We start from the raw sequence: 14,210 nt of genomic DNA, 5'->3' as shown, positions 1-14,210 counted from the left end.
TCAGTGGACAGCGATGTGAGACCTCCAAGAAAGCCCTCGGGATGCCCCCTGAGGGCTTTTTCTTTTGTCTCAGTGGCTTGTCTCGAACCGCGCATCTCCTGTTGCTCGCAGGCAACAGCGCCTTCCGAACTTACGCTTCATCAAATCAATGAATTGAGACGATTGTTTTTATAAACTATATGTGAAGCCACGACGGAGGGGGGGCACCTCGCTGTCGTTTCAGTCCGGACCCTCAGTGCGGACCTGAATTGAACGGAAATTGAGAGGGTCAAGCGGCCTCCACCGAGGAGCCGAGCCCCCTGAACCGACCTGGAGGTTTACTAATGAAGTTGACGAAGACGCTCTTTCTCGGCTCGGCAGCCGGCCTGATGGCCGTCTCCGGTGCGTTCGCAGCCGATCTCCCCGTGAAGGCCAAGGCGGTCGAATACGTGAAGATCTGCTCGCTGTACGGCGCCGGCTTCTACTACATCCCGGGCACCGACACCTGCATCAAGCTCGGTGGTTACCTGCGCGCCGATGCCGTGCTGGGCTCCAACTCGGACTTCAATCCGAACCAGGGCGGTACTGCCGGTGCTCGCAACCGCATGATGAACTACTACACCTTCCGCGCTCGTGAAGATCTGAACATCGACACCCGCACCGCGACCGAATACGGCGTGGTCCGCACCTTCTTCGACGGCGTCTTCACCTGGACGACCGGCAACTATACGCCCACCGGTTCGGCCACGGGCGGAACCGTGTACAGCGGCGCGCTCACTCTCAACGCTGCGGGCACCGGCCTCGTCGGTTCGAACGGCTCTGGCTCGGTGAACGGCACCGACGGTAACACCTCGGCCGGTGCGCTCGGCGTGTACTACGCCTTCATCCAGTTCGCCGGCTTCACGATGGGTAAGGCCGTGTCGCAGTTCGACGCGCCCTGGACCAACTATCCCGGCAACATCACCGACAACCTCGTCGGCGGCAGCGGCACCGTGACCGGCGTCACCCAGTTCACCTACACGGCCGATTTCGGCCAGGGCGTGACGGCGTCGTTCTCGGCTGAAGATGCCACCGCGTACTATCAGGCCGGCAACCTCAACATGACCGGCGCGACCGCGGGCGGCATGATCGGCGGCTCGTACGGCACCAACGCTGTCGGCGGCTCGCGTTCGCCGAACCTCGTTGGTCAGGTGCGTGTCGACCAGGCCTGGGGCCTGTTCCAGGCGTCGGTGGCTGCGCATGACAACCACGTCGGCTATTACGGAGCGACCGAAGTCACGGGCCATCCCGACGACAAGTGGGGCTGGGCGGTTCAGCTCGCTCTGTCGATCAAGAACATCCCGACCGGCGCGGGTGACACGATCAACATCCAGGGCGTCTACACCGACGGCGCGACCCGCTACAACTTCCAGAACCTGTCGGGCAGCAGCTACGCTCTGTACGGCAGCTCGGGTCTTGCGGGTGCTTATGGCAGCATCGGCTTCGCCAACGCTCCCGACACGGTGTTCGTGACCGGCAGCCAGCAGGAAACCGTCAAGACCTGGGGCTTCCGTGGCGCTTACACCCATAACTGGGATCCCAACTGGAACTCCGCGCTGTACGGTGCCTACGCTCAGGCTCAGTTCGGTACGCTGGCCAAGACCACGCTCTGCGGCGCCGGTGGTGCTGGCGGCGTATTCGGCGGCCTGGCTGGTGTCACCGGCTGTAACCCGGACTTCGCGATCGGCCAGCTCGGTATCGTTACCCGCTGGACCCCGGTCAAGAACCTGACCTTCTCGGCCGACCTCTCCTGGACCCATCTCGACCAGAAGTACTCGGGCACTGTCGCTATCGCCCCGGGCGTCACGACCGCCAAGCCGGCCGCGACCTACGAGCTGAAGGATCAGGACTCGATCGCGATGATCCTGCGCGCTCAGCGCAACTGGTAAGCTCTGTCGAACCAGGTCAACGAACACCCGGCGGGAAACCGCCGGGTGTTTTTTGTTGCGCAGATCATTTGAGGCCGGGGCGCCGGGCTGTGTCGCCCGGCTGTCAACCCGCCGCGCCAAAAATATTCCGCTTTACCGAAATTCGGATTTGTCGTATGTGTCGCCCATCCCGGCTCATCCTTGAGGGGCGATCATGTGGTCGTCATTTTCGCGAGCCGGGCTTGCGGTGGACGCGGCAGCGTCGGGCGCGAGAGCTTGGGGGCAGGGCGGATTGCTCTCCGTGAGCCCTTTAGGCTTCGTGCGGACGAACGGCGCTGACAGGTTCGTCTCGTCTGTAAGTTTCCGGCTCCGTCGACAGGGCCGGGAAAACTGCGGCGAAATGGCGGGCCGCGCGTACGGCAAAACCGTGTGGTTCTGGCCGTCGTTGCTACGGTCAAGCTCTTGCGGAGGCGGCAGTCGCGTCAACCGGCGCGGTGCTGGTGAATTTCGCAAGGACGAGGGAGGCCAGAAGGAATTCGGCTCCCAGGAGAGCGCGGCATAAGCCGTCCGACCATCGCGCAGGGAAGGCCGTGTGTTGGGCTTCACCTGTATGCTGCTGTGCGGTCTCCTTGCGCTCCATCTTCGCGCAGCGGACCGCAGGTGCCAGCCGGCACCCGGCCTTCCCTGTGCCCTCTTGATTAAAGAGGGTGGAGCGACGAAGCAAAGCTCGGGCGAAATCAGCCGCGAGGATGCGAAAGCGTGTCTGCGATGCCGTAGGATGGGTAGAGCACTTGCGAAACCCATCATGCATCGGCGTACACAAAGTGATGGGATTCGCTTCGCTCTACCCATCCTACGAGTGCATGTCGGAGAACTGCGATGCTGGGCCTCATACTCCGTCATTGCCAGCGCAGCGAAGCAATCCAGACTGCCGCTGCGGAGGGATTCTGGATTGCTTCGCTACGCTCGCAATGACGATGATGAAACACCTACACAGATACCCGTGAAACTATCCGCAAGCTCTGCTCTCGCTGCCGCCCGGAAATTGCGCGTGCCTCAGCCCTGGCTCGCCACGCGGGCGCGATCGAGATGCTCCTCGATCTTGGGGCGGTCGCGGGTACGCTCGAAACTGGTGCAGAGCAGTTCGGTCTCCTCGAGCGAAACAGGGGCGCGATACAACCGGCACATGAACTCGGCGGTTGCACGTCCCTTTGCGGCGGCCGGACCGAGGCCTGGACTGCGTTCGGCGAGAAACATGCAGTCCCGGCAGATGCTGGCGTCGAGTCGTTGATGCGCGGCGTCGAGGTGATTGAGGATCTCCCGCAGCGAGTCGCGCAAGCGGATGCACTCGTCGGTCCCGAGCGCCGTGACCGCATTCACCACGTGGTTGATCGGGTCGTGCTGGCTCAGGCACTTCTCGCCCTGCGCGGTGACGTGGAGCACCACGGAACGCTTGTCCTCATGCGATGGCTTTCGCTGCAGGAAGGACTTGCTCTCCAGCGTCTTCACGATCTGCGATGCCGTCGCCCTGGTGGCGCCGATGAAGCCGGCGAGTGCGGACGGCGTGCGCGAAAACCTGTTGGCGCGGCCGAGGAAGCGCAGCGCCATCCATTCCCGATCGCGCAATCCATGCTGATTGCCTTCAAAATACCAAGCCCTCGCCGCCTGGACCAGCAGCTCGACGGCTTCTCTTGCCAATGGCATGGATTCCTACCTCGCCCCCGGAACTTCGTCTGCGGCGTCCCGAAGCCGCCTTGCGCCCTGGCTCGCGAATCCTTCGAGCAACGTCAGACCTCTGCAGACGTCCGATGAGCGTGTCATGCCCGGCCTCTGCTCGAAGGCACGGACTGCAGCGCGTCCGACACCGACTGATGCGCGTGGTGCAGTCCGGAGCGTGAGGCTGCGTCGCAGATGGCACATCAATCGCGTCGTCGCACGGGAGCCCGAGTTGCCGTCACCAGCGGATGATGGATCGGAGTTGTTCAACCGAAGCCCCTGAAGTTCAAGTCACACGCACACGTTTCTTATCTTCCGCCGAAACGATGAATGAGCTTCTCAACAAAATCAAGTAGAGACGCTCTCGGAGACTGGATGTCGTCGCAGGCGAATGTAACGTTCAAGACAATCTCGCTCTCAGGAACACATGACGGTGAACGCAATACATTGTCCCGCGAGCAACATGCACGCAACTATACGACGGTTTGATTGCACGGCATGTTGATGTCTGCCGTTGATGCAGGTTGATCGAAGCTTGTGCATGACGAGGGCGATGTGTGTTGATGAATCATCCACAACTTGTGCGGTCTGCGGGAGAATTGCCTGAGGGAACCCGTAGGAATTACACGTGGCGGTTGTTGTGGGCGCGATTCGGAGAAACGGCGATTCGCTCGCCTGCCGCGCGGCCGCCCATGCCCTCCGAACGGTTGAAACACTTGTGAGAGGAAGCGGTGGCAGCCGCGGATGTGCAACCGCGGGCGCTGCGCGCTCCGTTCCGGCCTGATAAAGGATGGTCCGGAAGAGTTATTCGCCCTTGAGCATGTCCCGGAGCTCGCGGAACGGGTCGGCGCTCGGCGGCGCCGAAGCGTCCTGCCGCATCGCGCTGTAGATCCGCGGAACCATGTCGACCGCCTGGTCGAGGCCCGAATCGCGCCCGGACTGGTATCCGCCCATCAGGCGCAGGTCGCGGGTGTCCTCGTATTTGGCGATCATGGTGCGCAGCTTGCTCACCAATTCGCGTTCCTCGGGGTCCCAGACGTTGTGGGCGAGGCGGGACACCGATGCGAGGACGTCCACGGCGGGATAGCGGGCCTGGTCGGCGATGTGCCTGGAGAGCACGATGTGCCCGTCGAGCGTGCTGCGGATGGTATCGGCGATCGGCTCGTTGTGGTCGTCGCCGTCGACCAGCACGGAGAAAATGCCGGTGATGGTGCCGGATCCCTCCTCGCCGGGGCCGGCGCGCTCCAGCAGGCGCGGCAGGTCGGTGAAGACCGTCGGTGCGTAGCCGCGCGCCACCGCGGGCTCGCCGGCGGCGAGCGCGACCTCGCGGGCCGCGTGGGCGAAGCGGGTGATCGAATCGACCATGAGCAGGACCGATTCGCCCCGATCCCGGAAATATTCGGCGACTGCCATCGCCGTCTTCGGCGCCAGCCGCCGCATCATCGGGCTTTCATCTCCCGTCGATACGATGGTGACGGCGCGGCTGCGGTTATGACCGAGCACGTCCTCGATGAATTCGCGCACCTCGCGGCCGCGCTCGCCGACCAGCGCCAGCACGACGGTGTCGAAGCCCTGGCTGCGGGCGAGCATGGCGAGCAGCGTCGATTTGCCCACGCCGGAGCCGGCGAAAATGCCGACGCGCTGGCCGGCGCAGATTGGGGAGAACAGGTCGATGACGCGCACGCCGGTGCGCAGCGGCTTGTGGACGCGCGCGCGCTTCATGGCCGACGGCGCCTCGGCCTCCGCCGAGACGGCGCGCGATCCCGGCGTGAGCGGACCCTGTCCGTCCAAGGGGGCGCCGAGCGCGTTGATGACGCGGCCCTTCCAGCTCGGATCGGGCGCGAAAGACAATGGCGGCATCCGGTAGGCTACGGAGCCGAGGCCCCCGCCGAACTGCCGGTCGAACGGCTTGGCGATGATGCCGTCGCTGTCGATCCGCACCACTTCGCCGATCTGGGGCTTGCCGGCGGAGTTGACGCCGATCAGCTCACCAAGCCTGACGAAACGCGACAGGCCGGAGACGCGGAAATGCGTCGGCGCGATCTCGGAGATCGCGCCGCTGACGCTGGCCAGGGGAGTGCTCTGCTGAAGCTCCAGCAGCGCCCACTCGAGTTGCCGAAGAGCGTTCAAGGAAACCGTCCACCCTCATTGCGCACGCGGGCGCACTCTACTTGCAAGTTTATTTGCCCGGCTCGCCCAGCGTCCGGATTGCGTTCTGGAGCGAGCTCTCGGTACCCTCGATCATCGAATTGGTGCCGTCGAAGGCGCGCGAGGCCGCCATCAGCTTGGTCAATTCCATCATCGGATTGGCGCCGGACCCCTCGACGTAGCCCTGCTTGAAGCCGTCGCGGGAGAAATCGGCGATCGCGGTCGCAGGCCGGTCGGGCGTGACGCCGGAATTGCCGTAGCGCTCGAGATTGGCGTCAGTGGGAATGTTGAACAGGCCGATGGTGCCGATCTCGTTGTTGTCCTGGGTGATGGCGCCGCTGCGCGAGATCGAGACCGGTCCGCCGTTCGGATCGAGCGTGATCTGCGCGCCGCCGGCATCGATGACGGGGAAGCCGGACACCGTCTGAAGGTCGCCGTTGGCGGCGATCTGGAGCCGGCCGTCACGCGTATAGACCGTGCCGTTCGGGCCGGCGAAGGCGAGCCAGCCCTGCCCCACCACGGCGACGTCGAGCGGATTGCCGCTCTCCGTGACGTTGCCCTGCTCGCGCGAAATGATGTTGTCGCCGGGCGAGGAGAACGCGACCGGGTTCGCGCCGGCCTTGGACAGCACGGTCTCGAACTTCACCACGTCGGTGCGGAATGCCGCCGTGTTGACGTTGGCGACGTTGTTGGCGATCGTCTGGAGGCGCTTTTCGAGGGCGACCTGCGCCGACAATCCCACATAGAGAGCGGATTGCATGACTTACCTGTTGAACTTGATGTTCTGAAGCGTCGTGAGCATGTTGGTATCCAGGTTGATCGACGTCGCGGCGCCGGCGATCAGGACCAGCGCGGGGTTGGTCGAGGTGTCGCTCTGGGCCTGGGTCGCGTCCCACATCGCGGCAAAGCGCTGCACGAATTTGGTGACCTTGGTCGGGTCCTGGAAATCGGTGAGATCGATGTTGTCCGAGATCAACTTGGCCTGGGAATCGATGTCGGACGAGCTGATCGTCGACGACCAGCCCATTGCGGTCTGCACCACCTGCGTCAGCGCCTTGTCGGCGAGGATCTGGTAGGCGTTGGTGATCGTGGAGGCCTTGCGGGTGAAATACAGCGCCAGCCGCAGGCCCTCGTTCTGGTCGCCGGCCTTCTCCTCCATCGTCTGCGTGACGTATTGGGTCGCCGTACCGGTCGTGGCTGCCGTGGTCTGGGTCGCCTGGTCGCCGAGTGCGGCGAAATTGAAGGCGGTGGCGAACTGCCGGTAGCGGGTGTCGGTGAGCTTGTTGGCGAAGGCGTCGGAGTCCGAGACCCCTTCGGTCAGCACCTTGCGCATGAACGCCTTGGCATAGGTCATGTCGCTGAGGCCGTAGGCCTTCATCGCATAGGAGTAGAGGCGATAGTCCTTTAGGAAGTCGTCGATCGTCTTCACATTGCCGATATGGCTGAGAAAATAATCGGTTTCGCGGCTGACGTCCGGCTCCTGCGCGACCTGGGTCATCGACTTGCCCAGGTCCTTGGTCAGTCTGGTGTAATCCGCGATGGTGGATAGCATGACACGCGCCCCTCTGGCCGCAATTGCGACTTCGTCCCAAGCTGCCGCGGATTGCTTGCGCGAGGCTGGCGATGCGGGAAGCCAGCTTCGCGCAAGCGTCGCCGACTAGATACTCCCGATGGGATCGGCGATGGAGCGGCGCGTTGGGCAGTTTCGTGGGGATTTTCATCACGGTGGCGGCGCTGCTCGGCGGATTTGCCGCCATGGGCGGGCATCTGGCCGTGCTGATGCAGCCGTGGGAATTCGTCATCATCATAGGCACCGCGGTCGGCACCTTCATCCTGGCCAATCCGTGGAAGACGGTCGTCGACACCGGGGTCGCCTGCATGCAGGCCATCACCAACGCGGTGCCGGGGCAGCGCTACTACCTCGACCTGCTCGGGGCGCTGCATGCCCTGATGCGTGAGCTGCGGGGCAAGGGCCGCAACGAGGTGGAGGCGCATATCGACGATCCCTCGTCGTCCGAGATCTTCAAGGCGTTCCCCAGCGTGCTCGGCGACCCCTCGCTGCTCCAGTTCATCTGCGACTATGTCCGTCTCATCATCATGGGCAACGCGCGTACGCACGAGATCGAGGCGCTGATGGACGAGGAGATCCACACCATCGTGAAGAGCAAGCTGGCGCCTTACCATGCGCTGGTGACGGTGTCCGAGGCGATGCCGGCCCTCGGCATCGTCGCCGCGGTGCTCGGCGTCATCAAGGCCATGGGCGCACTCGACCAGTCGCCGAAGCTGCTCGGCGGCTTCATCGGCGCGGCCCTGGTCGGCACCTTCGCCGGCATTTTCATATCCTATGGCGTCCTTTCGCCCTTCGCGATCAAGATCAAGATGATGCGCGAGAAGAAGTGCCGGCCCTACATCATCGTCAAGCAGACGCTGCTGGCCTTCATGAACGGCGCCATGCCGCAGATCGCGGTCGAGCACGGCCGCAAGATGATCTCCAGCAACGAGCGTCCCTCGATCGACGTCGTCGAGAACGAGACGATCGCGGGACCCAAGGCCGTCCCGACCGAAGCTGAACCGAAGGCTGCGCGCGCATGACGATGGAAGACGTCGAGGTCGACCAGCGGAAGCAGCTGCCGAACTACCTGCTGGATGCGGCGGGTATCTCCATCGAGCGTATGCCGATGCTCAATGTGATCTTCGATCGCATGGCGGCATCGTGCACCGACAGCCTGCAGCCGATGGCGGGAACGCCCTGCTATTTCTCGGTCAACGGCATTACCAACGACCCCCTCGGCGACATCATCAAGGACTACGAGGGCAACGCGGTCGCCGCCGTGCTCTATGCCGAGCAGTGGGACTCGCGCGTCATCATCATGCTGGATCGCGACTTCGTGTTCACGATGGTCGAGGCGATGTTCGGCTCCGACGGGGCCGAGCCGCCGCTCGACGTCGAGCGCACTTTCTCGAACATCGAGATCCGCCTGGTCCAGGCACTGTTCGAACGGTTCGCCAAGGCGCTGCAATCCGCCTTCGCCGGCACGTCCAACGTCACCTTCCGCGTCGAGCGGGTCGAGACTGCGATGGCTTCGCTGGCGATTGGGCGCAGTAGCAACATGTCGATCTGCGCGAACATCATGGTGCAGGCGCTCTATCGCGGCGGCCAGATGTTCCTCATCGTCCCGCATTCCGCGCTCAATCCGCTGCGCCAGAAACTCGCCCATGTCGTCGTCAGCGACGGTCGTGCGTCAGATCCGCGCTGGCGCGAGCAGATGGAGAGCGAGGTTCAGCGGACCGAGGTGACGTTGAGTGCCGTACTCGACGAGAAGATGGTGACGCTCGGCGACGTCGTGAAGTTCCAGGTCGGGCAGGTGCTCGAGCTCGAAGCCACGCCGCGCACGTTGGCTCGTCTCGAGAGCAACAATCAGGTGCTGTTCTGGTGTCAGATCGGCCAGCTGGATGGCTACTATGCCATGCAGGTGGCCGATCCCGTGGATCAGAAACGGGAGTTCGTCGATGATATCCTATCTCGTTGATGCCGTGCTGCTCATTGCCCTCGCTTTCACCAGCATGCGGGTGACCAAGATGCACCGCGAGCTGGCGCGGTTGCGCAGCTATCAGGGCGAATTCTCGACCATCGTCCACGAGACGGCGGGCGCCTTCGACACGGTCATCACCGCGGCACATGACTCCACTGCAAACCTCGGGCGACTCGCCAACGTGCTCAGCGCGAAGATCGACCAGGCTCACGAGGCGATCGCGGCGCTCGATGCCAGGAGCGGGCTCGCACCGGTCACGGCCGCCGGCGGCGCGGACGTGAACAAGCACTGAGGCCCGGACTGGCGGAACAATGACGATCGGGACGCTGCGGCGTTCCGGGAATGGAAATACCAAGAGGCGATACCAAATGGCGCAATCCTTCGATTACGAGTCTGCACCTGCATCGGGAGAGGCCGAGACGTCCCCGCTGGAGCGGCTGGCGGAGATCGCCCAGCGCACGGCTGAGGAAACCGGCAAGTTCGCCAACGTCGACGCCATCCTGCGCATTCCCGTCACCATGCAGGTGGTGCTCGGCTCGGCGACCATTCCGGTGGCGAACCTGATGAAGCTCGGCCGTGGCGCGGTCGTTCCGCTCGATCACCGGGTCGGGGAGCCCGTCGACGTCGTCGTCAACGGCCGCATCGTCGCACGCGGCGAGGTGGTCGTGGTCGAAGAGGACAATTCCCGCTTCGGCGTCTCGCTCACGGAGATCGTCGGGCCGCTGGGGCAGGGTGATACCTGACCATGGCGGCACCGGTCGGCATCGCTCCCGTCAAGCAGCGAGGCGTTACCACGCTCGGCGGCACCGAAAAGGTCGCCGCGCTCCTGCTGGCGATGGGCCGGCAGGCGGCCGCGAGCGTGCTTCAGCAGTTCGAGCCGCAGGAGATCCGCATCGTCACCAAGGCGGCGGCGGAGCTGCGGCCGATCACCGCGCAGGAGCTCGAGGGAATCGTCGAGGAGTTTGCCCAGCAGTTCTCGATGGGCGCGAACATTCTCGGCACCCTCGGTGGCCTGGAAGCCGTGCTCGGTGACGTGCTTCCGGCCGACCAGGTCTCGGCGATCATGACGGACCTGCTCGGCAATTCGAGCCGGTCGGTGTGGGACCGCGTCTCGTCGGTGTCGGAAAATTCGCTGGCGACCTACCTCTCCAAGGAGCATCCGCAGACCGCGGCGCTCATCCTGTCCAAGGTCAAGCCGTCCTGCGCCGCCAAGGTGATGAGCCAGCTGCCGTCGAGCCTGCGCAACGAATTGATGCGGCGTGTGCTCAGCCTCAAGCCGATCGTCGACGACGCGATGAAGGTCCTCGAGAAGACGCTGCACGAAGATCTGACGCTGAATTTCGCCCGCAACCTCGGCGCGGACACCTATGCCCGTGTCGCCGACATCATCAACAAGATGGAGCGCGGTCACATCGAGGACATACTGAAGAGCCTGTCGGAGAAGCGACCGAAGTCGGCCGAGGTGCTGAAGGAACTGCTGTTCACCTTCGACGACGTCATCAACCTGGCGCCGAAGGCGCGCACCATGATCTTCGACCAGGTGCCCACCGACCGCATCGTCGTCGCGCTGAAGGGCACCGACAAGCACTTCCGCGAACTGATCCTGTCCTCGGTCGCATCGCGCGTCCGTCGCGTCGTCGAGGCCGAGCTCGCGATGGGCGAGCCGTCGAACCAGCGCGACGTGCTGGAGGCGCGCCGCGTGATCACCGACCTTGCACTCGACCTCGCGGAGAAGGGCGAAATCGAGCTCAACCCCGACCAGGAGGATGAGCTGGTCTTCCGCTGACCGCTGAACGGGCATGGCAGAAACATCCGATCAGGAGAGCAAGACAGAAGAGCCGACCGAGAAGAAAGTCCGTGATTCGCTCGAACAGGGCAAAATCCCGGTCTCTCGGGAGGCATCCATCTTCGCCTCGATGGCCGCGCTGATGGTGATCCAGGCATTCCTGATCGGCCAGGGCGTGCAGCAATTGGTGCCGACGCTGAAGGGGCTGCTCGACGATCCCGAGGGCTTTCCCCTCGGCACCGGGGCCGACGCTCAGAACCTCCTTACCGTGGTGGGGCTCCAGGCGTTTCGATTCCTGGTGCCGCTGCTCGTCATCCTGGTGGTGTTCGGGCTCGCTGCCTCGCTCCTGCAAAATGCGCCGCGCCTGGTGCTGCGGCGTATCGCGCCGGACCTGTCGCGGATCTCCCCGATCGGCGGCTGGAGCCGGCTGTTCGGAACGCAGGGCCTCGTCGAGTTCGCCAAGTCGCTGTTCAAGCTCGGCTCGGTGAGCGCCGTCGTCGCCTTCGTGCTGCGCTCGTCCGAAGCGAAGGCGTTCGAGGCGATGTACACCGATCCGGTGGCGCTGCCGGAGATGATTCTCAACATCGCGATGCGGATCGTCTCGGCGATCTGCATCGCGACCATCGTCCTGGTCGCGATCGATCTCGCCTGGGCGCGCTTCCACTGGCGGCGCGAGCTGCGCATGACCAAGCAGGAGATCAAGGACGAGCACAAGCAGGCCGAGGGCGATCCCCTGGTCAAGGCGCGCCTGCGCTCGCTGGCGCGCGACCGCTCCCGGCAGCGGATGATCGCCTCCGCTGCGCGCGCGACGCTCGTGATCGCGAACCCGACACACTTTGCGATCGCGCTGCGCTACAAGCGTGAAGAAAACCCGGCGCCGCTCGTGGTGGCCAAGGGCATGGACGTGATCGCCTTGAAGATCCGCGAGGTCGCAGAGCAGAACAGAATTCCGGTGATCGAGAACAAGGCACTGGCGCGCGCGCTCTACGAGGCGGTCCAGGTCGATCAGGTGATTCCGGCGGAGTTCTTCCGGCCGGTCGCCGAGATCATCTACTTCCTGCAGTCGAAGCAGGCACCGCGCCCGGAAAAGGTTCAGTAGATTTCCGAGGATGGTGCTTCGCGCAACAGCTTGACGAAAGCTTAACGCCCTAGGGTTCTCCCGAATGGACCAAATGGGGCTGTCGTGGGACCGCTTTATCTCTTCGAACTCGCATCGTCGCAGGCGCGGTACCTCGAACTCCGCCAGTCGACCATCGCGACCAACGTCGCCAACGCCAATACCCCCGGCTTCAGGGCGCGCGACGTCGAGCCGTTCAACAAGGTGCTCGACACGATGCCGGTCAGGCTTGCGACGACATCGCCGTCGCACCTGCAGCTGTCCGCGGCTGAAACCGACACGCGCGCGACCGCCAAGAAGGACAGCTGGGAAGTGGTTCACTCCGGCAATTCCGTCAGCCTCGAGCAGGAGATGATCAAGGGCAACGACGTCAATCGCGACTACTCGATGAATTCGGCGGTCGTGCGCTCGTTCCATCGCATGCTCATGTCGAGCGTGAAAACCTGAGGTGAATTGACATGCTGGACGCACTGAGCGCCTCTCTGACGGTTGCGAGCTCCGGGCTCGAGGCGCAGTCGACGCGCATGCGTATCGTCTCGGAAAACCTTGCCAATGCGACGTCGACCGGCCGCACCGCCGGCGCCGATCCCTATCAGCGCAAGACGATCACGTTCGATGCCGCGATGGACCGTGCCTCGGGCGCGCAGCTCGCGAAGATCAAGGAAATCGGCGTCGACACCACGCCGTACCGCGTCGAATACGACCCCGGGCATCCCGCGGCCGACAAGGCCGGCTACGTCAAGCTGCCGAACGTCAACATGATGATCGAGATGGCCGACATGCGGGAGGTCAACCGGTCCTATGAAGCCAATCTCCAGGTCGTGAAACAGGTGAGGTCGATGCTGGGCATGACCATCGACCTTCTGAGGAGCTGACAATGCTTGAGGCGATTTCATCCACCGCGATTTCCGCAGGGCAGGCGGCGTCCCGCGCCACCGAGACGCAGGCGATCTCGCCCGCTGCCACGGCTCCGATCCAGGCCGGCGACGATGTCGGCTTCGAGTCGGTGATGAAGCAGGTGACGACGGACGCAATCGGCACGCTGAAGGCGGGCGAAGCGGCGTCGATCTCGGCGATGCAGGGCAAGGAATCGACCCGGAAGGTCGTGGAAGCACTGATGTCGGCCGAGCAGGCCTTGCAGACGGCGGTCGCGGTTCGCGACAAGGTCGTGCAGGCCTACCAGGAAGTCGTCCGGATGTCGATTTGATCTGAAGGAGTGGGTTAAGTGAAATCGCTCGCCATTGCGGCCACGGGCATGAACGCCCAGCAGACCAATATCGAAGTCATCGCGAACAACATCGCCAACATCAACTCGACGTCGTACAAGCGGGCGCGCGCCGAGTTCACCGACCTGTTCTACCAGATGGACCGCATGCAGGGCGTCGCGAACGTCAACGGTTCGTCGCCGATCCCCGAGGGCGCCAATCTCGGCCTCGGCGTCAAGTCGGCGGCGATCCGCAAGCTGCACATCCAGGGCGCGCTGACCCAGACCGGAAACCCATACGACCTCGCGATCAATGGTCGCGGCTGGTTCCAGGTGCTCGGCCCCAACAATGAGGTGCAATACACCCGCGCGGGCTCGTTCAACACCAATGCCAATAGTCAACTCGTCACCACCGACGGCTACCTGCTGGATCCCGCAATCACGATCCCGCAGGGGACGGTCGAGGTCACGGTCAACCAGACCGGACAGGTGTTCGCCAAGCTGGATACGGAGGTGAACCCGCGGCAGATCGGCCAGCTCAACCTCGCCAATTTCGCCAACGAAGCGGGCCTCGAACCGCTCGGCAGCAACCTCTATCGCGAGACCACCGCGTCCGGCACACCGGTCGTCGGGCTGCCGGGCGATGCCGGCTACGGCAAGATCAACCAGAAATATCTTGAGGCTTCCAACGTCGATCCCGTCAAGGAGATCACCGAGTTGATTTCGGCGCAGCGCGCCTACGAGATGAACGCCAAGGTCATCACGGCCTCGGATGAAATGGCCTCGACCGTATCGAAGGGCCTTCGCTAGTTCCGGTGTG

15 protein-coding genes are annotated in these 14,210 nt (G+C 63.8%); 11 read left to right on the top strand and 4 right to left on the bottom strand.

Annotation, left to right across the window (positions count from 1 at the left end):
* Nucleotides 1-323: 323 nt before the first annotated feature.
* Nucleotides 324-1,907 (top strand): porin, encoded by a 1,584-nt coding sequence (locus tag JQ592_RS22735; RefSeq protein ID WP_211405018.1) that lies wholly within the window; start codon nucleotides 324-326, stop codon nucleotides 1,905-1,907.
* A 1,035-nt stretch (nucleotides 1,908-2,942) separates the two neighbouring features.
* Here JQ592_RS22735 and JQ592_RS22730 read toward each other — a convergent pair.
* From JQ592_RS22730 to JQ592_RS22715, 4 genes are all read right to left on the bottom strand, one after another.
* Entirely contained in the window at nucleotides 2,943-3,590 is a 648-nt protein-coding gene (locus JQ592_RS22730) for a MarR family winged helix-turn-helix transcriptional regulator (protein ID WP_211405017.1), read from the bottom strand.
* 816 nt (nucleotides 3,591-4,406) lie between these two features.
* Nucleotides 4,407-5,732, bottom strand: coding sequence for a flagellar protein export ATPase FliI (gene fliI, locus JQ592_RS22725; RefSeq protein ID WP_211405016.1), 1,326 nt, complete (start codon nucleotides 5,730-5,732; stop codon nucleotides 4,407-4,409).
* A gap of 49 nt (nucleotides 5,733-5,781) precedes the next feature.
* The gene (gene flgF, locus JQ592_RS22720) at nucleotides 5,782-6,510 is read right to left on the bottom strand and encodes a flagellar basal-body rod protein FlgF (protein WP_211405015.1); all 729 of its coding nucleotides are present in this window, start codon (nucleotides 6,508-6,510) and stop codon (nucleotides 5,782-5,784) included.
* A 3-nt stretch (nucleotides 6,511-6,513) separates the two neighbouring features.
* Nucleotides 6,514-7,302, bottom strand: coding sequence for a DUF1217 domain-containing protein (locus JQ592_RS22715; protein ID WP_211405014.1), 789 nt, complete (start codon nucleotides 7,300-7,302; stop codon nucleotides 6,514-6,516).
* Nucleotides 7,303-7,445: 143 nt separating this feature from the next.
* Here JQ592_RS22715 and motA point away from each other — a divergent pair, with 143 nt between their 5' ends.
* The 10 genes from motA (at nucleotide 7,446) to flgG (ending at nucleotide 14,200) form a co-directional block, all read left to right on the top strand.
* Entirely contained in the window at nucleotides 7,446-8,342 is an 897-nt protein-coding gene (gene motA, locus JQ592_RS22710; protein ID WP_211405013.1) for a flagellar motor stator protein MotA, read from the top strand.
* Nucleotides 8,339-9,280 (top strand): flagellar motor switch protein FliM, encoded by a 942-nt coding sequence (locus tag JQ592_RS22705; protein WP_211405012.1) that lies wholly within the window; start codon nucleotides 8,339-8,341, stop codon nucleotides 9,278-9,280. Before motA ends, JQ592_RS22705 begins: the two co-directional genes overlap by 4 nt.
* A complete protein-coding gene (locus JQ592_RS22700) occupies nucleotides 9,261-9,575 on the top strand; it encodes a hypothetical protein (RefSeq protein ID WP_211405011.1) in 315 nt (104 codons plus the stop codon). The genes JQ592_RS22705 and JQ592_RS22700 overlap by 20 nt, the downstream gene beginning before the upstream one ends.
* Nucleotides 9,576-9,651: 76 nt before the next feature.
* A complete protein-coding gene (gene fliN / locus JQ592_RS22695) occupies nucleotides 9,652-10,026 on the top strand; it encodes a flagellar motor switch protein FliN (protein ID WP_018641265.1) in 375 nt (124 codons plus the stop codon).
* A gap of 2 nt (nucleotides 10,027-10,028) precedes the next feature.
* A complete protein-coding gene (locus JQ592_RS22690) occupies nucleotides 10,029-11,069 on the top strand; it encodes a flagellar motor switch protein FliG (protein ID WP_211405010.1) in 1,041 nt (346 codons plus the stop codon).
* Nucleotides 11,070-11,082: 13 nt separating this feature from the next.
* The gene (gene flhB / locus JQ592_RS22685) at nucleotides 11,083-12,168 is read left to right on the top strand and encodes a flagellar biosynthesis protein FlhB (protein ID WP_211405009.1); all 1,086 of its coding nucleotides are present in this window, start codon (nucleotides 11,083-11,085) and stop codon (nucleotides 12,166-12,168) included.
* Between the two features lie 84 nt (nucleotides 12,169-12,252).
* Nucleotides 12,253-12,633 (top strand): flagellar basal body rod protein FlgB, encoded by a 381-nt coding sequence (flgB, locus tag JQ592_RS22680; protein WP_211405008.1) that lies wholly within the window; start codon nucleotides 12,253-12,255, stop codon nucleotides 12,631-12,633.
* A gap of 11 nt (nucleotides 12,634-12,644) precedes the next feature.
* Nucleotides 12,645-13,061, top strand: coding sequence for a flagellar basal body rod protein FlgC (flgC, locus tag JQ592_RS22675; RefSeq protein ID WP_211405007.1), 417 nt, complete (start codon nucleotides 12,645-12,647; stop codon nucleotides 13,059-13,061).
* Nucleotides 13,062-13,063: 2 nt separating this feature from the next.
* Nucleotides 13,064-13,393 (top strand): flagellar hook-basal body complex protein FliE, encoded by a 330-nt coding sequence (locus JQ592_RS22670; protein WP_211405006.1) that lies wholly within the window; start codon nucleotides 13,064-13,066, stop codon nucleotides 13,391-13,393.
* 18 nt (nucleotides 13,394-13,411) lie between these two features.
* Nucleotides 13,412-14,200 (top strand): flagellar basal-body rod protein FlgG, encoded by a 789-nt coding sequence (flgG, locus tag JQ592_RS22665; protein ID WP_211405005.1) that lies wholly within the window; start codon nucleotides 13,412-13,414, stop codon nucleotides 14,198-14,200.
* Nucleotides 14,201-14,210 lie beyond the last annotated feature (10 nt).

Source organism: Bradyrhizobium iriomotense (genome assembly GCF_018129405.1).
Classification (GTDB): domain Bacteria; phylum Pseudomonadota; class Alphaproteobacteria; order Rhizobiales; family Xanthobacteraceae; genus Bradyrhizobium; species Bradyrhizobium iriomotense_B.
The sequence above is the reverse complement of the archived record's forward strand: the minus strand, read 5'-3'. Positions and strand labels throughout refer to the sequence as shown.